This is a genomic window from Streptomyces uncialis, from assembly GCF_036250755.1.
Taxonomy (GTDB): Bacteria; Actinomycetota; Actinomycetes; order Streptomycetales; family Streptomycetaceae; genus Streptomyces; species Streptomyces uncialis.
The window spans coordinates 7849934-7873514 of sequence record NZ_CP109583.1; the positions used below are offsets into that span (position 1 = coordinate 7849934).

The following is a 23581-nucleotide window of genomic DNA, read 5'->3' on the forward strand; positions in this document are numbered from 1 at the left end:
CGGTGGGGGTGTGCGGGGTGTGTTTCGTAGTGTTTCGGTGGTCATAGCGTGAGGGAAACGCCCGGTTACATTCCGAACCCGGAAGCTAAGCCTTACAGCGCCGATGGTACTGCAGGGGGGACCCTGTGGGAGAGTAGGACACCGCCGAACTAACTTTATATGAAGGCCGTGGTCTTCAAGAGAACTTGTTTCTCTTGAAGACCACGGCCTTCTTTGCGTTCCCGGATAATTCTTCGCTTTCGGACTTGTTCCACTCCGCCTTCCGATGCCGGCCAGGGCGGCGTCGACCCCTCCGTGTCGGAACGCAGCCTCAGGACTGTATGGTCAGGAGGTTATCGTTGACTCGTTCTCACAGGAGGCCCCCGGGTGGAGGTCCAGGAGACGCGTGTCCAGACGGACCGGGTCCTCACCATCCCCAACATCCTCAGCATGGCGCGCCTTCTCGGTGTACCGCTCTTCCTGTGGTTGATCCTGCGGCCGGAGTTCGGGGGGCCCAAGAGCGACGGCTGGGCGCTGCTCGTCCTGATGCTCAGCGGCATCAGCGACTATCTCGACGGAAAACTCGCCCGCCGCTGGAACCAGGTCAGCAAGCTCGGCAGACTGCTGGACCCCGCGGCCGACCGGCTCTACATTCTGTCTACACTGGTCGGCCTGACCTGGCGTGAGATCCTGCCGCTCTGGTTGACAGCCGTACTGCTCGCTCGTGAACTCGTGCTGCTCGTGATGGTCGGCATCCTCAGACGCCACGGGTATCCGCCGCCCCAGGTCAACTTCCTGGGCAAGGCGGCCACCTTCAACCTGATGTGTGCGTTCCCCCTGCTGCTGCTGGGTGACGGAAACGGCTGGATCGCGTCACTCGCCGCAGTTTTCGGATGGGCGTTCGCAGGATGGGGTACAACCCTGTATTGGTGGGCAGGAGTCCTGTACATGGTGCAGGTCCGTCGGCTTGTCCGGGCGGACACCATGGCCGGCTGAGCCCTCCGAATGGTGCGACGGTGTTGGCCTGATGGCCCGCAGTGGATTTGTGCGGGACAATTGGACGGGTGCAGTCGGCTTACCGTCGTCTCTCAAGGAGGACGCTTCCGACATGAAGGCCGTCGTGATGGCCGGTGGCGAAGGCACGCGCCTTCGCCCGATGACCTCAAGCATGCCCAAGCCGCTCCTGCCGGTGGTCAACCGGCCGATCATGGAGCATGTGCTGCGGCTGCTGAAAAGGCATGGGCTCACCGAGACTGTCGTCACTGTCCAGTTCCTCGCCTCACTCGTCAAGAACTACTTCGGCGACGGCGAAGAACTCGGCATGGACTTGACCTATGCCAACGAGGAGAAGCCACTCGGTACCGCCGGCAGTGTGAAGAACGCGGAAGAAGCGCTCAAAGACGACGCGTTTCTGGTCATCTCCGGTGACGCCCTCACCGATTTCGACCTGACCGAACTGATCAACTTCCACAAGGAGAAGGGTGCCCTCGTCACGGTCTGTCTGACGCGTGTGCCCAATCCGCTGGAGTTCGGCATCACCATCGTCGACGAGGAAGGCAAGGTCGAGCGGTTCCTGGAGAAGCCGACCTGGGGCCAGGTCTTCTCCGACACCGTGAACACCGGCATCTATGTGATGGAGCCGGAGGTCTTCGACTATGTCGAGGCCGACACCTCCGTCGACTGGTCGGGTGATGTCTTCCCGCAGCTGATGAAGGAAGGCAAGCCCATCTACGGCTTCATCGCCGAGGGCTACTGGGAGGACGTCGGCACCCACGAAAGCTATGTGAAGGCCCAGGCCGACGTACTGGAACGCAAGGTCGACGTCGAACTCGACGGATTCGAGATCTCGCCCGGGGTCTGGGTCGCGGAGGGTGCGGAGGTGCACCCCGACGCCGTGCTGCGGGGGCCGCTGTACATCGGTGACTACGCCAAGGTCGAAGCGGACGTCGAGATCCGCGAGCACACCGTCGTGGGTTCGAACGTGGTCGTGAAGACCGGTGCGTTCCTGCACAAGGCCGTGCTCCACGACAACGTCTACATCGGGCAGCACAGCAATCTGCGTGGCTGTGTCATCGGCAAGAACACCGACATCATGCGGGCCGCGCGGATCGAGGACGGCGCCGTCATCGGTGACGAGTGCCTCGTCGGTGAAGAATCGATTGTCCAGGGCAATGTGCGGGTGTACCCGTTCAAGACGATCGAGGCGGGCGCGTTCGTCAACACCTCGGTCATCTGGGAGTCCCGGGGGCAGGCGCATCTCTTCGGCGCGCGCGGAGTGAGCGGCATCCTGAATGTCGAGATCACTCCGGAGCTGGCCGTACGGCTCGCGGGTGCCTATGCCACGACCCTGAAGAAGGGCTCGACGGTCACCACGGCCCGGGACCACTCCCGAGGTGCCCGTGCGCTCAAACGGGCGGTCATCTCCGCGTTGCAGGCTAGCGCCATCGACGTCCGGGACCTGGAGAACGTCCCGCTGCCCGTGGCACGTCAGCAGACCGCGCGGGGAAGCGCCGGCGGCATCATGATCCGTACGTCACCCGGGGTGCCGGACTCCGTGGACATCATGTTCTTCGACGGCCGCGGGGCGGATCTCTCCCAGGCGAGCCAGCGCAAACTCGACCGGGTGTACGCGCGCCAGGAATATCGTCGCGCGTTCCCCGGTGAGATCGGCGATCTGCACTTCCCTGCCAGCGTCTTCGACTCCTACACGGGCTCGCTCCTGCGGAACGTCGACACCAGCGGGATCGCCGAGGCCGGACTGAAGGTCGTGGTCGACGCGTCGAACGGCAGCGCGGGACTGGTCCTGCCGAGCCTCCTCGGGAAACTGGGCGTGGACTCGCTCGTGATCAACCCCGGCCTGGACGAGGCGCGGCCCACCGAGACGGCGGACGCCAGGCGATCGGGTCTGGTGCGGCTCGGGGAGATCGTGGCATCGGCGCGCGCGGCGTTCGGGGTGCGTTTCGACCCGGTCGGCGAGCGGGTGTCGCTGGTGGACGAGAAGGGCCGGATCGTCGAGGACGACCGGGCGCTGCTGGTGATGCTCGACCTGGTGGCGGCGGAGCGCCGCAGCGGCCGGGTGGCGTTGCCGGTGACGACGACCCGGATCGCGGAGCAGGTCGCGGCCTATCACGGCACGCAGGTCGACTGGACGACGACGTCCCCCGACGATCTGACCCGGGTGGGCCGTGAGGAGTCCACGATCTTCGGTGGTGACGGCCGCGGTGGCTTCATCGTGCCGGAGTTCAGCAGCGTCTTCGACGGCGCTGCGGCCTTCGTCCGACTGATCGGTCTGGTCGCGCGCACCCAGCTCACGCTGAGTCAGATCGACGCGCGGATCCCGCGGGCCCATGTGCTCAAGCGCGATGTGGCGACCCCGTGGGCCGTGAAGGGCCTCGTCATGCGCCGGGTGGTCGAGGAGGCCGGGGACCGGTCGGTGGACACGACCGACGGTGTCCGGGTGGTCGAGACGGACGGCCGCTGGGTGCTGGTCCTGCCGGACCGGGCCGAGGCGGTCACCCATCTGTGGGCCGAGGGACCGGACGACGCCTCCGCGCAGGCACTGCTCGACGAGTGGTCGGCGGTGGTGGAGAGCGCCGGCGAGTGAGCGCGGGGATCACCCGCGCGAGTAGCCCGTAACGCATCAAACGTACGTCTTTCGTGTGCCGGACAGTGCCCCTCCTGGGCGCTGTCCGGCGGTGTCCCAGGGCCATTCGGAGGAATGGGCGCCGACGTGCGACGATGTGCGGCATGCCGCAGCCGCCCCCCGTTCGGAGCAGTTCTTCGCGTCCCCGGCGCCCGGACGCGTCCATGTCGCTGCTCACCAATGTCATGGACCACAGCCTGGACGACGGCTACGCGGAGGCGGCGGCGAGGAAGCGGGCGCAGGGCGGCGGCGGAGGGCTGCCGAAGACGCTGCGGGCCCGGCTCGGGCTCGGGGCGGGACTCGTGCTCGCGGCGCTCGTCGTCACGGTGGGGGCCGCGCAGGCCCGGGTCACGGCGCCGGTGATCGCCAAGGAGCGCGAGGAACTGATCGACCGGATCGAGGACGAGACCGCCGCCGCGGACAAGCTGGAGAAGAACGTCGACACCCTCCGTGACGACGTCGACGACCGCAGGCGCGAGGCGCTCCGGCACGAGGAAGGCGCCGACGACCTCATCGGTGTGCTCGCGGGCTCCGCGGCCGTGCACGGACCCGGCGTCAAACTGTCGGTGGACGACGCCAAGGAGGCGGACGGCAACGGCGACGGTCCCCGCGGGACGTCCGGTTTCTCCGACACGGGCCGGGTCAAGGACCGCGACCTGCAACGCGTCGTCAACGGACTGTGGCAGTCCGGGGCGGAGGCCGTCTCGATCAACGGGCAGCGGCTCACGGCCCTGTCCGCGATCCGGGCGGCGGGCGACGCCATACTCGTCGACAACCGGCCCCTGGTGCCGCCTTACACCATCCTCGCCGTGGGCGACGGAGAACGGCTGAGCACCCGGTTCCAGAACAGCCCCGACGGTCTCTACCTGAACGCTCTCCAGGAGAACTTCGGGGTGCGGACCGGGATCTCCACGCACAAGGAGCTTCGGCTGCCCGCGGCGCCGAGCGTGATCGTCCGTACAGCACAGCCGAGAACAGAGAAGGGCACACAGTGATCGCCGTACTGGGCCTCGTCCTGGGAGTCGTTGCCGGACTGCTGGTCCGGCCCGAAGTCCCGGCGGTGGTCGAGCCGTATCTTCCGATCGCCGTGGTCGCGGCGCTGGACGCCGTGTTCGGGGGCCTGCGGGCGATGCTCGACGGTATCTTCGACGACAAGGTGTTCGTGGTCTCGTTCCTGTCGAACGTGGTCGTGGCGGCTCTGATCGTGTTCCTGGGGGACGAGTTGGGTGTGGGTGCCCAGCTGTCCACCGGTGTGGTCGTGGTGCTCGGCATCCGTATCTTCTCCAACGCCGCCGCGATCCGGCGGCATGTGTTCCGGGCGTGAGGCCGATGAACAGCGAAGAGAACCCCGACCACCGGCTGAGCAGGGAACTGCCCGCCGAGGTGCCCGCGCCGCCCGCCGGGAGCGATCCGGCGGCCTCCGGCGCCCCCGGCGCCGGGGAAAAGGGCCTGACGGGCCGACAGCGCCTCGCGAAGGGCCTCTGGCCGCCGCGCTTCAGCCGGGCCCAGCTCATCGTGGCCCTGCTGCTCGCGGGGCTCGGGTTCGGACTCGCGGTCCAGGTCGCGTCCACCAGCGACAGCAATGTGCTGCGTGGCGCCAGACAGGAGGATCTCGTGCGCATCCTCGATGAACTGGATGACCGAACTCAACGTCTAGATGATGAGAAGCGTCGCCTGGAAGGCCAGCGGACCGAGCTGGAGACCAGCTCGGACCAGGCCGAGGAGGCGCGTAAGCAGACGGTCGAGAGGGAGAAGCAACTGGGCGTCCTCGCGGGCACGGTGGGGGCCGAGGGCCCGGGTATCACCATGGCTGTCACCGACGCACGCGGGGCCGTGGAGGCGCGTATGCTCCTCGACGCCGTCCAGGAACTGCGCGCGGCGGGAGCCGAGGCCATCCAGGTCAACGGGGTGCGCGTGGTGGCCGGCACCTATCTCTCGGACGGCGGCGGCGAAGGGGTGAGCGTGGACGGCACCGACATCCGCCCGCCGTACCGGTTCAAGGTGATCGGGCGCCCGCAGGATCTGGAGCCGGCGCTCAACATTCCCGGGGGTGTGGTGCAGACTCTGGAGAAGGAGCAGGCCGGCGTGACGGTGACACGCGCGGAGAAGATCATCGTTGACGCCTTGCGACCGGCGAAGCGGCCTGACTACGCTCGGTCGTCCTCGGAGTGAACCGGTGAGCGTGAAGGTCACTCCCCGAGGGCATGTGGTTGCGGGGGGTCGGCGCACCGGAAGGACGGTGCGTGGTGGAAACTGTCCGGTGGGTACGGACGTTGTGAAGATGTCCGGGTCGGCAGGTGTGTGCAATCAGGGTTCGTCCTGCCCCACGGGCGGGTCTGTTTCGGTCAAGGGGAATCGCCCGTGAAGTTGTTTGCGAAGTTGTTCGGCAAGAGCGCACGCCAGGACCGTGGCAATGCCACGGCCCGGCATCGTGCGCCGCGCTCCGGTGACGAGGGGCAGTCGGGCGAGCGCCCGCTGTTCCGTGATCAGGTCGGTGCGCCAGGTGGTGACATCCCGGGTGGACCGGGCGCGTCGTCCGGCGACCCGGCCTCGGCCGGCCGCATAGGTTTCGGGGATTCTTCGGCCCCGGGTGCGGGTGGCGGGTTCGCTCCGGACCCGTACGGGTCCCCTGGCGGGCAGCGGCAGGAGGGTCAGTCCATGCCCCTGGTGTGTACGAGGTGCGGCAACCGGAACGCGGAGGCGAGCCGTTTCTGCTCCAACTGCGGCGCGCCGCTGCGCGGGGGCGCCGAGCGTCCCTCGGAGACGACCTCGACCATCTCGATCTCGGGTCTGGAGGCGTACGACGCGGAGGTCACGGGCCAGACCCCGTCGCCTTCCCTGTCGCCCGAGGCCCAGGCCGCGGTGGACGCGCTGCCGCTCGGTTCGGCGCTCCTGGTGGTGCGGCGGGGGCCGAACTCCGGCAGCCGCTTCCTGCTGGACGGTGAGCTGACGACCGCGGGGCGTCACCCGCAGAGCGACATCTTCCTGGACGATGTGACGGTGTCGCGCCGCCATGTGGAGTTCCGTCGCGGGACGGACGGTCTGTTCACGGTCTCCGACGTCGGCAGCCTCAACGGCACCTACGTCAACCGTGAGCGGATCGACGAGGTCCGGCTCTCCAACGGTGACGAGGTCCAGATCGGCAAGTACCGGCTGGTCTTCTACGCGAGCCAGCGGGGTATCTGACCCCCGGGGAAGGCCCCATGCTTCACACACCGAGCGGCGGTGCCGGGCACGGCGCCGCCGCCGCGGACGGTCGTCTGATGAGTATCGGCACCGTGCTGAACACCCTGCGGGACGAGTTCCCCGAGGTCACCATCTCCAAGATCCGTTTCCTGGAGGCCGAGGGGCTCGTCGAGCCGCAGCGCACCGCCTCGGGGTACCGGAAGTTCGGTCCGCGGGACGTCGAGCGGCTCGCACAGGTCCTGCGGATGCAGCGGGACCACTATCTGCCGCTCAGGGTGATCCGTGAGCATCTGGACGCCGTGGAGCGCGGTGAGGCCCTGCCGCTGCCGTCGCCCGGCCCCGCGGCGGGTGAGCCGGCCGACGAGAGCCGTTCCCCGGGTCTGCCGGGCGCACCGGCCCCGACGGCCGCACGGGTCGGCCGGGACGAGCTGCTGGCCGCCGCCGGGGTCGGTGAGTCCGAGCTGGCCGAATGGGAGTCGTACGGCCTGGTGGCGCCCTTGCCGGACGGTGGGTACGACGCCGAGGCCGTCACCGTGGCGACCCTGGTGCTCGAACTCGGCAGATTCGGTATCGAACCCCGTCATCTGCGGGCCATGAAGGCGTCCGCCGACCGGGACGCCGGCCTGGTGGACCAGGTCGTGGCCCCCTTGCGGCGGCATCGCAACCCCCAGACCAGGGTCCACGCCCAGGCCCGTACCAGGGAGCTGGCGGAGCTCACCGTACGGCTTCATTCGGCCCTTGTGCAGACGGCCCTCGGGGTGCGTTTGCCCTGACATGACCCCTGATCCGGGGGTGCGTGGGGCCGGTGGCCGGAGTGCCCGACTACCCAAAGGTGCCGGGCACGGCCTAGGGTTGCTGTGTGAACGAGCTCGACGTCGTAGGTGTCCGGGTCGAAATGCCCTCCAACCAACCGATCGTGCTTCTGCGTGAAGTGGGAGGCGACCGCTACCTCCCCATCTGGATCGGGCCTGGGGAGGCGACGGCGATCGCCTTCGCCCAGCAGGGCATGGCCCCCGCACGGCCGCTGACCCACGACCTGTTCAAGGACGTGCTGGAGGCCGTCGGCCAGGAGCTCAGTGAAGTGCGCATCACGGACCTCCGCGAAGGCGTCTTCTACGCGGAGCTGGTCTTCGCGAGCGGCGTCGAGGTCAGTGCCCGTCCGTCCGACGCCATAGCGCTGGCGCTGCGTACCGGTACGCCGATCTACGGCAGCGACGGTGTCCTGGACGACGCCGGGATCGCGATCCCGGACGAGCAGGAGGACGAGGTCGAGAAGTTCCGTGAGTTCCTCGACCAGATCTCGCCGGAGGACTTCGGTACCAACAGCCAGTGACGGCAGGAACCCGCGTCGGTGATCCACACGACCGGCCGGTTCCCGAGGGTCGATCCGGTGACGGGCCGACCCTCTCGGCACATTCGGCTAGCCTTTCCCCACAGCCGGACACGGGAAACCACTCGTAGGGTGATTATCACTCGGCGTGGCGAGTGTGGCGATCGTTGACGCACCCCGAGTGACTGCCTACCGTCGGGAGGGCAGGTCAAGGACGGAGGTCGGCGTGAGAAGCAGCGGCGACGGTACGGCCGGGGGTGCCCCCGGGCGGTTCCTGGGGGAGGGTGGTCCGTACGCGCTCGACAGTGGTCCGACAGGTCATACGGCCGTTCGGCCGACGGCCGTGCCCGGTGACGAGGGCGGTACGGCGGAACAGGTCGGATACCGGGGGCCCACGGCGTGCGCGGCGGCGGGCATCACCTATCGGCAGCTCGACTACTGGGCCCGTACGGGACTCGTGGAGCCCAGTGTGCGGCCCGCCTACGGGTCGGGGACCCAGCGGCTCTACAGCTTCCGGGACGTGGTCGTCCTCAAGGTGGTCAAGCGCTTCCTCGACACGGGCGTGTCCCTCCAGAACATCCGCGCCGCCGTGCGCCATCTACGGGAGCGCGGACTGCGCGACCTGGAGCGCATGACGCTCATGAGCGACGGCGCCACGGTCTACGAGTGCACCTCGCCCGACGAGGTCCACAAGCTGCTCCAGGGCGGCCAGGGGATCTTCGGGATCGCGGTGGGCGTGGTGTGGCAGGACGTCGACACCGCGCTGTCCCAGCTGCACGGCGAGCGCGTCGACACCGGCGAGACGCTGGTCGGACACAATCCGGGCGACGAGCTGGCCCGCCGTCGCAACCGCGCGGTCTGAACCACGGGCGGGGCCCCGGCCCCGCCCGGCGTGCCGTCCGCGGCCGGCGCGGCATTGTCAGTGCCGTAGGGCAGCATCGGAAGGGTGAGGAACGAGCCCACCATCCTGCATCTGGACATGGACGCCTTCTACGCTTCGGCGGAGCAGGCGTCCAAGCCCAGTCTGCGCGGCAAGGCCGTGGTGGTGGGAGGTCTCGGCCCCCGGGGAGTGGTGGCCACCGCCTCGTACGAGGCGCGGCGGTTCGGGGTGCACTCGGCGATGCCGACCGCCCAGGCACGCAGGCTCGCGCCCAACGCCGCCTACCTCGTGCCGCGCTTCGGTTTCTACCGTGACATCAGCGAGCGGGTCATGGGGCTGCTGCGGGAGTTGTCGCCGCTGGTGGAGCCGCTCAGCCTGGACGAGGCCTTCGTGGACCTGAAGGCGGGCGGGGTCGCCTCGGACGAGGTGTCCGCGCGGGCCGTGGGGGAGCGGCTGCGTGCCGATATCCGCGCCGTCACGGGGCTGACGGGCTCGGTGGGGATCGCCGCCTCCAAGATGCTCGCCAAGATCGCGTCGGAGGAGGCCAAGCCGGACGGGCTGGTGCTGATACACGCGGGCACCGAGCGGGCGCTGCTCGCGCCGATGGCGGTCCGGGTGCTGCCCGGGGTCGGGCCCGCCACCGGGGACCATCTGCGCCGGGCGGGCATCACCACGGTCGGTGAGCTGGCGGAGGCGGGCGAGGACGAGCTGGTCCGGATGCTGGGGAAGTCCCACGGGGCGGGGCTGTACGCGATGGCGCTCGCCCGCGACGACCGGCCGGTGGTGGCGGAGCGGGAGACGAAGTCGGTCTCCGTCGAGGACACCTACGACGTGGACATCCATGACCGCACCCGGGTCCGCCTGGAGGTCCAGCGGCTCGCCGCCCGCTGTGTGGGGCGGCTGCGGGCCTCCGGCCACTCGGGACGCACCGTGGTCCTCAAGGTCCGCCGCTACGACTTCTCCACCCTGACCCGCTCCGAGACGCTCCGGGGCCCCACCGACGACCCGTCGGTCGTCCAGGAGGCCGCCGCGCGGCTGCTGGAGTCGGTCGACACCACGGGCGGGGTGCGACTGCTGGGGGTGGGGGTCAGCGGTCTCGCGGACTACACCCAGGAAGACCTCTTCGCGCAGGCGGCGGGTGCGCGGGCCGCCGCCGAGGCGGCGGAGCGGACCGGCAGGGCGGACGCGGCGGCGAGGGCGGAGTCGGCGGACGAGGGCCAGGCCAGGGGGGCCGGGCCGGACGGGTCGCTGATCCATGAGGCGGGTGAGAAGGGTGAGCAGGGCGCCGGCGGGCCCGCCGGGGCGGCGGCCGGGGAGGGCGTAGCGGCGGAGCGGGGGTTCGGTGAGCCGCCGGTGGCGCCGGTGGAGCGGCGGTGGCCGGCCGGGCACGACGTACGGCATGCCGTGCACGGGCCCGGGTGGGTGCAGGGGAGCGGGGTGGGCAGGGTGACCGTGCGTTTCGAGACCCCGCAGTCGGCGCCCGGCCGGGTACGGACGTTCGCCGTCGACGACCGCGACCTGGAGCTGTCCGAGCCGGTGGCGCTGGTGCTTGAGCAGGTACCGCTGGCGGTCGAGCCGGAACCGGAACCGGGGGCGGGGCCGGGGGAGGGGCAGCAACCGGAGGCGGAACGGGGGCAGGGCCGTGGGGCGGAGCCGGAGGCGGAACGGGGGCCTGGGGCGGAGTCCGGACCCGGGGCGGAGTCCGGACCCGGGGCGGGGTCGTCCGTAGCGGATTCGTCGGCCTCGGCCGCTTCGCCCGGGGGCGGGTGACAGGGGGCGGGTGTCGTGGGCGGTGCCGCGCCGGGCTAGCCGTCGTCGGACGGTCGGTCTTCCTCGGCTGTGCCCGCGATCCGGCCGAAGTCCCGGTCGGGGGGTGTGCCGGAGCCGGAGGCCGCGATGTTCAGTCCGTAGTGGTGGTAGAGCTGGAGCTCCTGCTCCGGTGACAGATGGCGGCCCACCCCGAAGTCCGGCGCGTCCCTGATCAGGCCGCGCTCGAAGGGCACCCGCAGCGTGCCCGCCACCAGCTCGCTGGGCTCCAGCGGGACGAAGGCGTCCCGGCTGAACAGCCCGGTCCGTATCGCGGCCCACTCCGGTACGCCGGTGGCATCGTCCAGGTACACCTCGTCGACCGTGCCGAGCTTCGTGCCGTGGAGGTCGAACGCCTTGCGGCCGATCAGGTTGCGCGGATCGATATCGGTCTGCACGTGCCCTCCCGCTCGTCGCAAATCATCCGTAAGCACTACGAAAGAGCAGAATCACGGTCGCGGCCACTCGAAGGCCCGTGCGAGGGTCCCGCTGGTAGGCTGGCAGGCGGCTGTCGACCCTGTGCGGGAGAGTTCCCCGGCTGACGGCCGGGGGCGCCGAAGGAGCAAATCCTCCCCGGAATCTCTCAGGCCCCCAGTACCGCACGGGTGAGGTCACTCTGGAAAGCAGGGCGGGAGTTCCACGACCCCCGCCCTCACCGACGGTGAAAGCCGGGTCCTGGCCCGGTGAAGCTCTCAGGTCGAGATGACAGAGGGGGAGGCCGTCGGGCACCCGCGCCGTGGTGCCCTCGCAGGTCGCGCAGACCAGGAGGCCTCCGCCATGACAGCCAACCGTCCCACGCTCTCCCGTCTCGAACAGGGCATTCCCTTCGAGCGGCGGCACATCGGCCCCGACGTGGAGGCCCGTGCCAAGATGCTCGCGCAGGTCGGGTACGGCTCGCTGGACGAACTGACGGCCGCCGCCGTACCGGATGTGATCAAGAACGCCGAGGCGCTGGCCCTCCCCGGGGCCCGTACCGAGGCCGAGGTCCTCGCCGAGCTGCGCTCCCTCGCGGACCGCAACCAGGTGCTCGGTTCCATGATCGGGCTCGGCTACCACGGTACGTTCACCCCGCCGGTCATCCTCCGCAACGTCATGGAGAACCCGGCCTGGTACACCGCCTACACCCCGTACCAGCCGGAGATCTCGCAGGGCCGGCTGGAGGCGCTGCTGAACTTCCAGACCGTGGTCGCCGAACTGACCGGGCTGCCCACCTCCGGGGCGTCCCTGCTGGACGAGGGGACCGCCGCCGCCGAGGCCATGGCCCTGTCCCGGCGGGTCGGCAAGGTGAAGGACGGTGTCTTCCTGATCGACGCCGACACCCTGCCGCAGACCACCGCCGTCATCCGGACCCGTGCCGAACCCACCGGGGTCGAGGTCGTCGTCGCCGATCTGTCCGCCGGGATCCCGGACGAGGTCGCCGAACGCGGGGTCACCGGGGTCCTCCTCCAGTACCCGGGCGCCTCCGGCGCGGTCCGTGATCTGCGGACCGTCATCGAGCAGGCCCATGAGCTGGGCGCGATCGTCACCGTCGCCGCCGACCTCCTGGCGCTCACCCTGCTCACCCCGCCCGGTGAGCTGGGCGCCGACATCGCCGTCGGCACCACCCAGCGCTTCGGTGTGCCGATGGGCTTCGGCGGACCGCACGCGGGCTTCATGGCCGTCCAGGAGAAGTTCGCCCGCAATCTGCCCGGCAGGCTCGTCGGCGTCTCCGTCGACAGCGACGGCCACCAGGCGCTCCGGCTCGCGCTCCAGACCCGTGAGCAGCACATCCGCCGGGAGAAGGCCACCAGCAACATCTGCACCGCGCAGGTGCTGCTCGCGGTGATGGCCGGGATGTACGCCGTCTACCACGGCCCCGAGGGGCTGCGGACCATCGCCCGGCGCACCCACCGCTACGCCGCGATCCTCGCCGCCGGTCTGCGGCACGCCGGGGTCGAGATCGTGCACGGCGCCTACTTCGACACCCTCACCGCGCGGGTGCCGGGCGAGGCGGAGCGGATCGTGGCCGCCGCCCGCGAGGACGGTGTCAATCTGCGTCTCGTCGACGCCGACCACATCGGCATCGCCTGCGACGAGACGACGACCCGCGCCCAGCTCGGCGTCGTGTGGAGCGCGTTCGGCGCGGAGGCGGACATCGAGGCGCTCGACGCGTCGACCGCCGACACCCTGCCCGGCACACTGCTGCGCTCCGACGACTATCTCGCGCACCCCGTCTTCCAGCAGTACCGCTCCGAGACGTCGATGCTGCGCTATCTGCGCAAGCTGTCGGACCGTGACTACGCGCTGGACCGCGGCATGATTCCGCTCGGTTCCTGCACGATGAAGCTGAACGCGACCACCGAGATGGAGCCGGTGACCTGGCCGGAGTTCGGTCAGCTGCACCCGTTCGCGCCCGCCGAGCAGGCACAGGGCTATCTCACCCTGATCCATGAGCTGGAGGACCGGCTCGCCGAGGTCACCGGCTACGACAAGGTGTCCCTCCAGCCGAACGCGGGCTCCCAGGGCGAGCTGGCCGGACTGCTCGCGGTCCGCGGCTACCACCGGGCGAACGGCGACGAACAGCGTACGGTCTGCCTCATCCCGTCCTCGGCGCACGGCACCAACGCGGCGAGCGCCGTGATGGCCGGGATGAAGGTCGTCGTCGTGCGGACCGCCGACGACGGTGAGGTCGACGTCGAGGACCTGCGGGCCAAGATCGAGCGGCACCGTGACGAGCTGGCCGTCCTGATGATCACCTATCCGTCCACGCACGGGGTGTTCGAGGAGCATGTCGCCGACATCTGCGCGCAGGTGCACGACGCCGGTGGCCAGGTCTATGTGGACGGCGCCAACCTCAACGCCCTGGTCGGGCTCGCCAAGCCGGGCCGGTTCGGCGGCGATGTCTCGCATCTGAACCTGCACAAGACCTTCTGCATCCCGCACGGCGGTGGCGGTCCCGGGGTGGGCCCGGTCGCCGTCCGTTCGCATCTGGCGCCGTATCTGCCGAACCACCCGCTCCAGCCCGAGGCAGGTCCCGAGACGGGCGTCGGCCCGGTCTCCGCCGCCCCGTGGGGTTCCGCGGGCATCCTGCCGATCTCCTGGGCGTACGTCCGGCTCATGGGCGGTGAGGGGCTCAAGCGGGCCACCCAGGTCGCCGTGCTGTCCGCGAACTACGTGGCCAAGCGGCTGGAGCCGCACTACCCCGTGCTCTACACGGGCCCGGGCGGTCTCGTCGCGCACGAGTGCATCATCGATCTGCGTCCGCTGACCAAGGCGACCGGGGTGAGCGTCGACGATGTCGCCAAGCGCCTTGTCGACTACGGCTTCCACGCGCCGACCATGTCGTTCCCGGTGGCCGGCACGCTGATGATCGAGCCGACGGAGAGCGAGGACCTGCGCGAGCTGGATCGTTTCTGTGAGGCGATGATCGCGATTCGCGCGGAGATCGAGAAGGTCGGCTCGGGCGAGTGGCCCGCCGAGGACAACCCGCTGAGGGGCGCGCCGCACACCGCGCGCGCACTGTCGGGCGACTGGGAGCACGCGTACACCCGGGAGGAGGCGGTCTTCCCCGCCGGTGTCTCTCCCGCGGACAAGTACTGGCCGCCGGTGCGCCGGATCGACCAGGCGTACGGCGACCGCAATCTCGTCTGCTCCTGCCCGCCGCTGGACGCGTACGAGGACTGATCCTCCACGGGAGGCGTCGCGGAACCGTTGTCACCGGGGCCGTTCCGGAGGTGTCCGGAGCGGCCCCGTCCGGTCGCCGTGCTGGTACGTGTCACCTGTTCCGCGACCTGGGAACGGGTGACGGGCGCGTGGGGAACCGGACGGTGGACCGGATGCTGTTGCGCCGGGCCGCCGTCGGAGCTCGGGCGGCCCTCAGGCGGCGGTCATCGCCCCCATCGGGCGGTGCGGGGCGATGATCTCGCCGTTCGGCAGCAGTTCACCGGTGTCCTCGAAGACGAGGACGCCGTTGCAGAGCAGGCTCCATCCCTGTTCCGGGTGGTGCGCGGTGAGGAGCGCGGCCTCACGGTCGGCGGATTCTGCTGACGGGCACGCTGGCTGATGCTGGCACATGGTGGATGAGTTCTTTCGCTGCGATGTGAAGTCTGTCCTGCGGCTCGACTCGTTGCTCATGGCCGCCCCCCGTATCCTCGGTCCGGTTACCCCAGTGTTGCCCCACGGAAGTGATTCCGCAGGGATTTCGCGGCAGCAGGTTCTTACTCGTCAGAGACGTATCACCCGCTCGGATGGTTCAGCCCAAACGGGTTGTCCGATCGGGGGGTTCGGGGTGGTCGGAAAGGGCTAGTCCTTTCGGGCTGTTAGCGGAGACGAGTGAGCCCGGCGCTCTCGGTGAGCGCCGGGCTCGGCGTATTGCAGGGTGTGTTCCGGGGTGGTGCCGGAGAGCGGGCGCGCCGGGTCGCGTGGTCCGGCGGGGGCGGACGGGTGGCGCCGCGCGCTCCCGCCGGCGGGGTGTCCGGGACGCTCCCCGCGTCGTCCGGGCAGACCCGCCGGTGGTGGCGCGGACCCGGATCAGGCCGGGGTCGTGAGCGAGGTCGGGGCCGGGGCCGTGAGTGAGGCCGGTGTGACGAGCGAGGCCGTCGTGGTGGTGAGCGAGGCGGGGCGGGTCAGCCGATGGCCCAGCGCGGGCAGCAGCTCGCCCACCTGGTGGGGCCGGTGCGCGGCGACGCCCGGCGGGGCGGGCGCCAGCGGGATGAGCAGGTCGGTGGGGTCCAGGGACCCCTCGGCGGGATCGGCCGTGTGGTCGCCGTGCAGCCACAGCGTCAGCATGTACAGCTCCGGCACCGACAGCAGCCGGGCCTGGTACGACGTGCCGAGGGACTCGGCCTGGAGCACGGCGCGTTCGGTGGAGGCGATGTAGGGGCCCTCGAAGAAGTGCGAGAACTTCCAGCCGTCCGGGGTGGGGGTGGTGTCGGCCGCAGCCACGGACTGGTCGCCGCAGCGGATGACGAAACGCCAGCCCGCGAGCCGGGTGGGCGACGCGGGTACGAGGTGGTCGAGCACATGTACGGGCAGCGGCAGTTCCACCGAGGTGGTTCCCTGTGCGGCGCGCAGGGACGGGGTACGGGCTTCACGGACGGCCGTGGGGGAGCCGAGTGCCGCGACGACGCTGCGCAAGGCAGGCGCGGGAGCAAGGGGAAAGAGCAGCGGCATGGTGGGTCGCCTCTCATTCACAGGCAGGCGGAACCAGGGAAAGGTGCTTGCGGACGGCGCTGTCAGCACGGGGTCAGAGGGGGCGAGGGCGGTGGGGGCGAGCTCCGCGAGCGCCAACTCTCTGCCTCGGTAACGAAGTTTATACGACACGTGTTCGCCTGGTGATTCGTCTAGCCTATAGGGATACCGGCAACAAGGGGCGTTCCGGTCGCTGAATCGGGACTATTTCTCCCGATATCTGATGACTCCGAGGGCGTGACCTCGGGTGATTTCCCGGGGCGGACGGCCGATTCTCATCGGCATTTTTCACCATGCTTCGGCAAACAGTTGGCCCGTCCGGCGTCCGTTCCGTGGAACTACCGGTCATTGCTCCCTGAAAATACCGAGCTGAGACCCGGCCCACAGTAGCGGTCCAGGTGGCCGGTGCGGGGCGTTATCGATCGCGTGGTCTGGGCATCATCCCCCAGGACAGAGCGGCCGGTACGGCGGCTGCCCGCTTCGAGGAGGGATGCTGCGATGGGCGAGAAGGTGGCGGCGGGCGCCGTGGACCTGTCCGGTCGGCAGCAGTACCGCGAGAAGCTCCGGCAGTGTCTGGCGGGGCTCGGAAGGCTGCTGGCGGAGGAGCGGTTCGACCGCCCCAAGAACCTGATGGGTCTGGAGATCGAGCTCAATCTCGCCGGGCCCGACGGTCTGCCCCGCATGATGAACGGCCAGGTACTGGAGCGGATCGCGAGCCGGGATTTCCAGACCGAACTCGCGATGTTCAACCTGGAGGTGAATATCGCGCCTCACCGGCTGGGCGGCCGGGTTCTCGACCGGCTCGCCGAGGAACTTCGCACCGGGCTCTCCTACGCGCACCGGAAAGCGAACGAGGTCGATGCCGGAATCGTGATGATCGGCATTCTGCCGACCCTCACCCAGGACGACCTCGTGTCGGCGAATCTCTCCGAGGTCGATCGCTACACCCTGCTGAACGACCAGATCGTCGCCGCCCGGGGCGAGGACTTCCTGCTGGACATCGAGGGGGTCGAGCGGCTGACGTGCACCTCGCAGTCGATCGTCCCGGAAGCCGCGTGCACCTCGGTCCAGCTGCACCTCCAAGTGACCCCCGAGCGGTTCCCCGATGTGTGGAACGCGGCGCAGGCCGTGGCGGCCGTGCAGATCGCGCTGGGCGCCAACTCGCCGTTCCTGTTCGGACGGGAGCTGTGGCGGGAGTCGCGGCCCCCGCTGTTCCAGCAGTCCACGGACACCCGGCCGCCGGAGCTGGTGGCCCAGGGCGTGCGCCCGCGCACCTGGTTCGGGGAGCGCTGGATCGGGTCGGCGTACGACCTCTTCGAGGAGAACCTGAGGTTCTTCCCCCCGCTGCTGCCCCTGTGCGACGAGGAGGACCCCGCGCGGGTGCTGGACGACGGAGGGGTGCCCTCACTCGCCGAGCTCGTCCTGCACAACGGCACCGTCTACCGCTGGAACCGCCCGGTCTACGGCATCGCCGACGGGGTGCCGCACCTGCGGGTGGAGAACCGGGTCCTGCCCGCCGGGCCGACCGTGATCGACGTCGTCGCGAACACGGCCTTCTACTACGGAGTGGTCCGCGCACTGGCCGAGGACACCGTGCCGGTGTGGTCACTGCTGCCGTTCGAGGCCGCCGCCGCGAACTTCGACACCGCGTGCAGACACGGCATCGACGCCGAGCTGGAATGGCCCCGTCCGGGACGGTACGGCGGGACGGCGAGGATCCCGGCGGTCACCCTCGTCCTGGAGGAACTGCTGCCGCTCGCCGCCGCCGGACTCGACGCCTGGGGGGTGGAGCCCGCCGACCGCGACCTCTACCTCGGGGTGATCGAGGAGCGGTGCCGCCGGCGCGTCAACGGAGCCTCCTGGCAGGCGGCCACCTTCCACCGGGCGCGCGAGAGCGGACTGGACCGGCACGCGGCGCTCGCGGCGACCACCCGCCGCTACTGCGAGCTGATGCACGCCGGTGACCCCGTGCACACCTGGCCGGTCGGGCTCCCGCAGCCCGCGCTGCCCCTGGGCTGAACGGCGGCGCCGGGCCCCGGCGGACGCGACCCGTACCGGGCGGGCCGGACTTCTCCGGCCCGCCTTCGTACGTCCGGGGGCCGGAGCAGTCCGGCCCGCCTTCGTACGTCCGGGGGCCGGTCGGGCACCATCGTCGTACCCGTGGGGGCGACCGGCGGGGGAGGATGGGCGGGCGGCGCCACCGGCAGGGGCCGGGGCGCGGCGGGACTACTCGATGGAGGCACGGGTGCGGACGGAAGCGGGAGCGGTGGCCGGGGCGGATCCGGTGCGTCCGGTGGAACGGCTCTCACGGCGGACACTGCGGGACGAGACACTGCTCGTCCTCGCGCTCTGTCTGGGCGCGAGCGGGGTGTCCGCGCTGATCAGCTTCATCGGCTCGGTCACCGAGCCGGGCGGTCTCAAGGACCAGGCCGCGACCATGAACGCCTCGGCCGCTCCCGGCCGCCCCTGGCTCGACCTGGCCTGGCAGCTGTTCGGGATCAGCACCGCGCTCGTCCCCGTCGCGCTGGTCGCGCATCTGCTGATCCGGGAGGGCGCCGGGCTGCGTGCCATCGGCTTCGACCGGACGCGCCCGTGGTTCGACCTGGGGCGCGGGGCGGCGCTCGCGGCGGTGATCGGCAGCACCGGGATCGCCTTCTATCTGCTGGCCCGTGGCCTGGGCTTCAATCTCACCGTGGTGCCCGAGGCGCTGCCCGAGGTGTGGTGGAAGTACCCGGTGCTGATCCTGTCGGCGGTGCAGAACTCCGTGCTGGAGGAGGTCGTCGTCGTCGGCTATCTGCTGCGCCGGCTCGACCAGCTCGGCTGGTCCCCGTGGGCCTCGCTGGGCGCCAGTTCGCTGCTCCGTGGGTCGTACCACCTGTACCAGGGGATCGGCGGCTTCATCGGGAATCTGGTGATGGGCGTCGTCTTCGTGTATCTGTACCGGCGGTGGGGGCGGGTCGGCCCGCTCGTCGTCGCGCACACCCTGCTCGACATCGGGGCGTTCGTCGGGTACGCGCTGCTGGCGGGGCGGGTCGACTGGCTGCCGACTCCCTGAGCCGGGCGGCCGTTGCCGGGGGCGGTCGGCCACTCCTTCAAGGGGTCGGCCCCACTGCCCGGGGGGACTGCCGCTCTGCCCCCCCCGGGCCGTCCGCCTCCAGGCTTCCCGCATCCCGGACCGTCCGCCGCCCCGATCGCCTGAGGTTCGTCAGGCGAGCAGTTCGCCGTCGATGACGGTCACCGCGCTGCCGGTGAGCAGGGTGCGGTCGCCCATGAGGCGGGTGTGTACGACGCCGGAACGCGGCGACACCTGACGTCCGGTCAGTTCCGTGCGGCCCAGCCGGGCCGACCAGAAGGGTGCCAGGGCGGTGTGCGCGCTGCCCGTCACCGGGTCCTCGTCGATCCCGAACCGGGGGAAGAAGCACCGCGACACGAAGTCATGGCCCGCGGAAGGGTCCTGCGCGGGCGCGGTGGCGATGACACCTCGTTCGGAGACCAGGGCGAGCGCCCGGAGGTCGGGGGCCAGGGCGCGGACGGCCGCCTCGTCCGCGAACTCGGCCAGCAGATCACCGAGCTGCCCCGTGTCCAGTACGGAGAGCGGTTCGGCGCCCAGCGCGGCGCTGAGGTCCTCGGGCGCGGTGACCGGACCGAGCGGCGCGGTCGGGAAGTCCAGGGTGAGGGTGCCGTCCGGGTTCGGAGCGGCGGTCAGTACACCGGAGCGGGTCCGGAAGCGGACCGGACCGTCGATGAGGCCGGCGGTCCGCAGGACATGGGCGGTGGCCAGGGTGGCGTGCCCGCACATGTCGACCTCGGTGGTCGGCGTGAACCAGCGCAGCGCCCAGTCGGCGTCCTCGCCGGGCGGCAGCCGGTGCGCGAAGGCCGTCTCGGGGTGGTTGACCTCGCGGGCGACGAGCCCGAGCCAGGTGTCGTCGGGGAACCGGCCCGTGCCGGTCGCGGCCCCTTCCGACGGTTCGAGGAGGACGACCCCGGCGGGGTTCCCGGAGAAGGGGCGGTCGGTGAACGCATCGACGATTCGTAGGCGCATGCGCCGACCGTAGAGGGCCGGTCACGGCGCCGCCAAGGCCAATCCGATGCGTGTGGACCGGTTCCCCGTCGCGCGGTCCGGCGGGCCGGCCTGCGTCGCTCGCGGTCGGACGGGGTGCGGGAGGAGGCCGGAACGGCCGTCCCGGTCAGCGGCTCCGTCGGGCGGGGCGACGGGAGTTCATGGCCGCCCCAGGGCCGCCGGACCGCCGGGCACGGGACCGACCGGCTTTCGTACCACCCGTGACCAGGGAAACCCACCCGCACAGCTCCGCTAGCATGTTCGAGCTCATGGCGATCGCCTCTTCGCCGTCCTTCACCGGAAAATCATTACGGTCCGGCATGAAGGGTGACCTATTACTTAAAATCTAACAAATCGGCCAAACAATTGATATCCATAGCATCGCGGGTGTTTTCGCGAATAAAATGCAGACTTGCGTCCACCGAGTGGCGTCAGCCACGGGTGGTGATGTGGGCCACGGCGGGTGTGGTGGCCCTCGGATTCCTCATCGCGCTGGAAATCGCCGCGCGCCACTACGGCCTGCCGGGGCCGATCGTCCACCAGGCGCGAGAAGTGGTGTTCGCGCCCGCGTCGGGACCGCTGCTGTACGCCAGCATGGCGTTGATGCTGGTGGTGCTCACCCGGCGGGAGCGGTTCATCGCGGCCGGTACCGCGGTGGGCATCGACATCGTCTTCGCGCTGGTGCGGTGGGCGGTCGACGCCAAGTTCGCCTACGGCAACGGCGCGTTGTGGGTGATCCTGGGCTGTGCGGTCATCGCCTTCACGCGCCGCACGGGCGAGGACCGGATACTGCTGCTGAAGGGCGTCGGGCTGGGTCTGCTGCTGGTGGCCGGACGTAAGACCGGCGACACCTGGCTGCTGATCACGTCGAAGGCCCGGCCACAGGTGCTCGACCCGTATCTGGCCGCCGCCGACCAGGCGCTGGGTGACCCCTCGTGGCTGGTGGGCCGGGTCGTCGAGGCCACCGGCCCGATGGGTCACACGTTCCTCGACTGGATATATGTGCAGCTCGCGGTGGCCGCGGTCGTCGTCGCGCTGTACCAGCTGCGCCACGTGTCCGCCGAGCGCCGCTTCCCGGGCCATCATCTGGTCCGCACCTTCCTGATGGTCGGCCTGCTCGGGCCGGGCATCTACATGATCTTCCCGGTGGTCGGACCGATCTTCGCCTACGGCGCCGACGGCGGGCAGTGGGCGGTGGCAGATCTGTGGCCCAACACGCTGCCGCAGATCAGTGCCCCGGAACAGATGCCCTTCGACGAGATCACCCCGCGCAACTGCATGCCCAGCCTGCACACGGCGTGGGCCACCGTGATCTTCATCCACTCCCGCAAGGGCCCGCGGCTCCTGCGGTACGCCGGGGCGTTCTGGCTGATCGCCACGCTCGCCGCGACGCTCGGGTTCGGCTACCACTACGGCGTGGACCTCGTCGCCGGTGTGGTGTTCGCGGTCACGATCGAGGCAGGCATGCGCCAGCTCGACCGCGGCTGGGACCGCAAGGGAATCCAGCTGGTCGCCTACGGCACAGCGGTCTTCGTCGCGTTCCTGGTGTCCTATCGCTATCTGTCGATGGAGATGGCCGAGTACCCGTGGGTGTTCGGACCCCTTCTCATCCTGGCGATGTGCTCCGTGGTGTACGCCTACGCGCGGATCGCCAAGCTGTGGGACCAGCCGCAGATCACCCCGGCGCAGCGACTGGAACCGCAGCCCGAGATGGCCTGAGCCAGGGCGCGTCAGACCGGGGCCTCCCGGTGCGGACCGGAGCACGGCGGTCCGCACCGGGGCGCGAGGTCCTGGTCCGGCCTGTGTCCCGCTCACGGTCGGCCCGGCTCACGGTCGGCCCGGCCCGAGCGGGACCGCTCAGCGCGGCTCGCGGGTGTTGAGCCTGGCGGCCTGGCGGTTCAGATGGTCGCGCTCGGGGAGGTTGGACGCCTTGCGGGCCGCTTCGGCGTACAGCCGGGCGGCCGTCGCCAGGTCGCCGTCGCGCTCATGGAGGTACGCCGTCACCGCGGTATGGCGCGGGAGCGACACGTCCAGCTCCGCGAGGGCCGCGAGCCCCGCGCGCGGTCCCTCGGCCTCGCCGACGGCCACCGCGCGGTTGAGCCGGACGACGGGGCTGTCCGTCAGCCGTACGAGCTCGTCGTACCACTCGACGATCTGCGTCCAGTCGGTCTCCTCGGCGGTGGGCGCGTCGGCGTGGAGCGCCGCGACGGCGGCCTGGGCCTGGAACTCGCCCAGCCGGTCGCGGGCGAGGGCCGCCTGGAGGATTCCGACGCCCTCGGAGATCAGCGCGGTGTCCCACCTGCCGCGGTCCTGCTCGGCGAGCGGCACCAGACCGCCGTCGGGTGTGGTCCGGGCCGCGCGCCGGGCGTGGTGGAGCAGCATCAGGGCGAGCAGTCCCGCCGCCTCCGGGTGGTCGACCCGGGCCGCGAGCAGCCGGGTGAGCCGGATGGCCTCGGCGGCCAGGTCGACATCGCCGGAGTAGCCCTCGTTGAAGACCAGGTAGAGCACGCGCAGCACGGTGGCGACATCGCCGGGCCGGTCGAACCGCACACCGGAGACGGTGCGCTTGGCCCGGCTGATCCGCTGCGCCATGGTCGCCTCGGGCACCAGATAGGCGCGGGCGATCTGGCGGGTGGTCAGTCCGCCGACGGCGCGCAGCGTGAGCGCGACGGCGGACGACGGGGTCAGCGACGGGTGGGCGCACAGGAAGTAGAGCTGGAGGGTGTCGTCCGCCGCGGACGCGGGCCCGGGCGCGGGTTCCTCGTCGGCGAGGTCCTCACGCCGGCGGCGGGCGGTCTCCGCGCGGGTCGCGTCGAGGAACTTGCGCCAGGCCGCGGTGACCAGCCAGCCCTTCGGGTCCCGAGGGGGATCGGCCGACCAGTGGCGGACCGCCTCGACCAGTGCGTCCTGCACCGCGTCCTCGGCCGCCGCGAAGTCGGCTCCGCGGCGGACGAGGACACCGATCACGCTCGGCGTGAGGCGGCGGAGCAGCTCCGCGTCCACCTCGGAGGTCACTCGGTGACGGTGGGCGGCGCGGTCAGGAACGGGCGGAGCTCCAGCCATTCGTGGATCGGCTTCCCGCCCGCCCCGGGGGCGGCCGACAGCTCACCGGCCAGTGCGACGGCGCGGTCATAGGTGTCGACGTCGATCACCATCCAGCCGGCGATGAGGTCCTTGGTCTCGGGGAACGGGCCGTCGGTGACCGGCGGACGGCCCTCGCCGTCGTACCGGACGAACGTCCCCTCGGGTGCGAGCGCCTGACCGTCGACGAACTCGCCGGTCTTCTCCAGACGGGCCGCGAAGTCGTTCATGTACTGGATGTGGGCGGAGATCTCCTCGGGTGTCCACCGGTCCATCGGTACGTCGTTCACCGCGGCCGGGGCGCCACGGTAGTGCTTGAGCAGCAGGTACTTGGCCATCGTCTTCTCCTCGGTACTGGTGCGACCCATGGTGGCCGCGTTCGACCCTGGGACGGAGCCGGACACGGGTTCTCGACATCGGCGTCCGAACTTTTTCTTCCCTGGTGCG

Annotated in this window: 20 protein-coding genes, 1 rRNA gene and 1 riboswitch; of the genes, 15 read left to right on the forward strand and 6 right to left on the reverse strand. The window is 70.4% G+C overall.

Translation table 11 applies throughout. From position 1 onward, the window contains the following. Positions 1-33 precede the first annotated feature (33 nt). The 11 genes from rrf to OG711_RS32880 all read left to right on the forward strand — a co-directional run bounded on the left by rrf (position 34) and on the right by OG711_RS32880 (position 10788). A 5S ribosomal RNA gene (rrf, locus tag OG711_RS32830) occupies positions 34-150 on the forward strand. 216 nt (positions 151-366) lie between these two features. Further along, positions 367-975, forward strand: a complete 609-nt coding sequence (gene pgsA / locus OG711_RS32835; protein ID WP_073795023.1) for a CDP-diacylglycerol--glycerol-3-phosphate 3-phosphatidyltransferase — start codon at positions 367-369, stop codon at positions 973-975. Between the two features lie 112 nt (positions 976-1087). Then, positions 1088-3583: a mannose-1-phosphate guanyltransferase gene (locus OG711_RS32840; RefSeq protein ID WP_073795021.1), complete on the forward strand. Its 2496-nt coding sequence runs from the start codon at positions 1088-1090 to the stop codon at positions 3581-3583. A 203-nt stretch (positions 3584-3786) separates the two neighbouring features. Beyond that, positions 3787-4617, forward strand: coding sequence for a DUF881 domain-containing protein (locus OG711_RS32845; protein ID WP_073795019.1), 831 nt, complete (start codon positions 3787-3789; stop codon positions 4615-4617). Further along, positions 4614-4946 (forward strand): small basic family protein, encoded by a 333-nt coding sequence (locus OG711_RS32850; RefSeq protein WP_073795017.1) that lies wholly within the window; start codon positions 4614-4616, stop codon positions 4944-4946. Before OG711_RS32845 ends, OG711_RS32850 begins: the two co-directional genes overlap by 4 nt. A 5-nt stretch (positions 4947-4951) precedes the next feature. Continuing rightward, on the forward strand, positions 4952-5794 hold the full coding sequence (locus OG711_RS32855; protein WP_266513012.1) for a DUF881 domain-containing protein: 843 nt from the start codon (positions 4952-4954) through the stop codon (positions 5792-5794). A gap of 81 nt (positions 5795-5875) precedes the next feature. Next, positions 5876-6808 (forward strand): FHA domain-containing protein, encoded by a 933-nt coding sequence (locus OG711_RS32860; RefSeq protein ID WP_073795012.1) that lies wholly within the window; start codon positions 5876-5878, stop codon positions 6806-6808. Positions 6809-6825: 17 nt separating this feature from the next. Continuing rightward, a complete protein-coding gene (ftsR, locus tag OG711_RS32865) occupies positions 6826-7581 on the forward strand; it encodes a transcriptional regulator FtsR (protein ID WP_073795009.1) in 756 nt (251 codons plus the stop codon). Between the two features lie 86 nt (positions 7582-7667). Continuing rightward, entirely contained in the window at positions 7668-8141 is a 474-nt protein-coding gene (locus OG711_RS32870) for a bifunctional nuclease family protein (RefSeq protein WP_030794342.1), read from the forward strand. A 223-nt stretch (positions 8142-8364) separates the two neighbouring features. Beyond that, the gene (locus OG711_RS32875) at positions 8365-9000 is read left to right on the forward strand and encodes a MerR family transcriptional regulator (protein ID WP_073795006.1); all 636 of its coding nucleotides are present in this window, start codon (positions 8365-8367) and stop codon (positions 8998-9000) included. Between the two features lie 84 nt (positions 9001-9084). Then, positions 9085-10788, forward strand: coding sequence for a DNA polymerase IV (locus tag OG711_RS32880; protein WP_329562176.1), 1704 nt, complete (start codon positions 9085-9087; stop codon positions 10786-10788). Positions 10789-10823: 35 nt separating this feature from the next. Here OG711_RS32880 and OG711_RS32885 read toward each other — a convergent pair whose 3' ends face one another. Further along, positions 10824-11222 carry a PRC-barrel domain-containing protein gene (locus OG711_RS32885; protein WP_329562178.1) on the reverse strand — a complete coding sequence of 133 codons (399 nt, stop codon included), beginning with the start codon at positions 11220-11222 and terminating at the stop codon, positions 10824-10826. Between the two features lie 114 nt (positions 11223-11336). Next, a riboswitch (glycine riboswitch) is annotated at positions 11337-11434 on the forward strand. A gap of 167 nt (positions 11435-11601) precedes the next feature. On the opposite strand from OG711_RS32885, the gene gcvP reads away from it, so the two are divergent. After that, complete coding sequence (gene gcvP / locus OG711_RS32890) at positions 11602-14487, forward strand: aminomethyl-transferring glycine dehydrogenase (RefSeq protein ID WP_266512990.1); 2886 nt, start codon at positions 11602-11604, stop codon at positions 14485-14487. A 192-nt stretch (positions 14488-14679) separates the two neighbouring features. Here gcvP and OG711_RS32895 read toward each other — a convergent pair whose 3' ends face one another. Both OG711_RS32895 and OG711_RS32900 read right to left on the reverse strand, forming a co-directional pair. After that, on the reverse strand, positions 14680-14877 hold the full coding sequence (locus OG711_RS32895; protein ID WP_275942392.1) for a DUF5999 family protein: 198 nt from the start codon (positions 14875-14877) through the stop codon (positions 14680-14682). 456 nt (positions 14878-15333) lie between these two features. Continuing rightward, positions 15334-15975, reverse strand: a complete 642-nt coding sequence (locus tag OG711_RS32900) for a hypothetical protein (RefSeq protein WP_073794996.1) — start codon at positions 15973-15975, stop codon at positions 15334-15336. Between the two features lie 516 nt (positions 15976-16491). On the opposite strand from OG711_RS32900, the gene OG711_RS32905 reads away from it, so the two are divergent. Beyond that, complete coding sequence (locus OG711_RS32905; RefSeq protein WP_073794993.1) at positions 16492-18012, forward strand: glutamate-cysteine ligase family protein; 1521 nt, start codon at positions 16492-16494, stop codon at positions 18010-18012. 226 nt (positions 18013-18238) lie between these two features. Continuing rightward, the gene (locus OG711_RS32910) at positions 18239-19048 is read left to right on the forward strand and encodes a CPBP family intramembrane glutamic endopeptidase (protein WP_266512982.1); all 810 of its coding nucleotides are present in this window, start codon (positions 18239-18241) and stop codon (positions 19046-19048) included. Between the two features lie 150 nt (positions 19049-19198). Here the strand turns inward: OG711_RS32910 and OG711_RS32915 are convergent, their stop codons facing one another. Further along, positions 19199-20035: a PhzF family phenazine biosynthesis protein gene (locus OG711_RS32915; RefSeq protein ID WP_266512979.1), complete on the reverse strand. Its 837-nt coding sequence runs from the start codon at positions 20033-20035 to the stop codon at positions 19199-19201. 465 nt (positions 20036-20500) lie between these two features. Here OG711_RS32915 and OG711_RS32920 point away from each other — a divergent pair, with 465 nt between their 5' ends. Beyond that, the gene (locus OG711_RS32920) at positions 20501-21772 is read left to right on the forward strand and encodes a phosphatase PAP2 family protein (RefSeq protein WP_329564195.1); all 1272 of its coding nucleotides are present in this window, start codon (positions 20501-20503) and stop codon (positions 21770-21772) included. Positions 21773-21910: 138 nt separating this feature from the next. Here OG711_RS32920 and OG711_RS32925 read toward each other — a convergent pair whose 3' ends face one another. Then, the gene (locus OG711_RS32925) at positions 21911-23056 is read right to left on the reverse strand and encodes an RNA polymerase sigma factor (protein WP_329564198.1); all 1146 of its coding nucleotides are present in this window, start codon (positions 23054-23056) and stop codon (positions 21911-21913) included. A gap of 8 nt (positions 23057-23064) precedes the next feature. Continuing rightward, positions 23065-23472, reverse strand: a complete 408-nt coding sequence (locus tag OG711_RS32930; protein WP_073794988.1) for a YciI family protein — start codon at positions 23470-23472, stop codon at positions 23065-23067. Positions 23473-23581: the final 109 nt, after the last annotated feature.

What these genes read in the sequence shown, in the direction of transcription:
- OG711_RS32845 (WP_073795019.1), top strand. Translation starts at nt 3,787, where the DNA reads ATGTCGCTGCTCACCAATGTCATGGACCACAGCCTGGACGACGGCTAC.
- OG711_RS32920 (WP_329564195.1), top strand. Translation starts at nt 20,501, where the DNA reads ATGTGGGCCACGGCGGGTGTGGTGGCCCTCGGATTCCTCATCGCGCTG.
- OG711_RS32900 (WP_073794996.1), bottom strand. Translation starts at nt 15,975, where the DNA reads ATGCCGCTGCTCTTTCCCCTTGCTCCCGCGCCTGCCTTGCGCAGCGTC.
- ftsR (WP_073795009.1), top strand. Translation starts at nt 6,826, where the DNA reads ATGCTTCACACACCGAGCGGCGGTGCCGGGCACGGCGCCGCCGCCGCG.
- OG711_RS32930 (WP_073794988.1), bottom strand. Translation starts at nt 23,472, where the DNA reads ATGGCCAAGTACCTGCTGCTCAAGCACTACCGTGGCGCCCCGGCCGCG.
- OG711_RS32915 (WP_266512979.1), bottom strand. Translation starts at nt 20,035, where the DNA reads ATGCGCCTACGAATCGTCGATGCGTTCACCGACCGCCCCTTCTCCGGG.
- OG711_RS32895 (WP_275942392.1), bottom strand. Translation starts at nt 14,877, where the DNA reads ATGTGCCAGCATCAGCCAGCGTGCCCGTCAGCAGAATCCGCCGACCGT.
- OG711_RS32855 (WP_266513012.1), top strand. Translation starts at nt 4,952, where the DNA reads ATGAACAGCGAAGAGAACCCCGACCACCGGCTGAGCAGGGAACTGCCC.
- OG711_RS32905 (WP_073794993.1), top strand. Translation starts at nt 16,492, where the DNA reads ATGGGCGAGAAGGTGGCGGCGGGCGCCGTGGACCTGTCCGGTCGGCAG.
- OG711_RS32840 (WP_073795021.1), top strand. Translation starts at nt 1,088, where the DNA reads ATGAAGGCCGTCGTGATGGCCGGTGGCGAAGGCACGCGCCTTCGCCCG.
- gcvP (WP_266512990.1), top strand. Translation starts at nt 11,602, where the DNA reads ATGACAGCCAACCGTCCCACGCTCTCCCGTCTCGAACAGGGCATTCCC.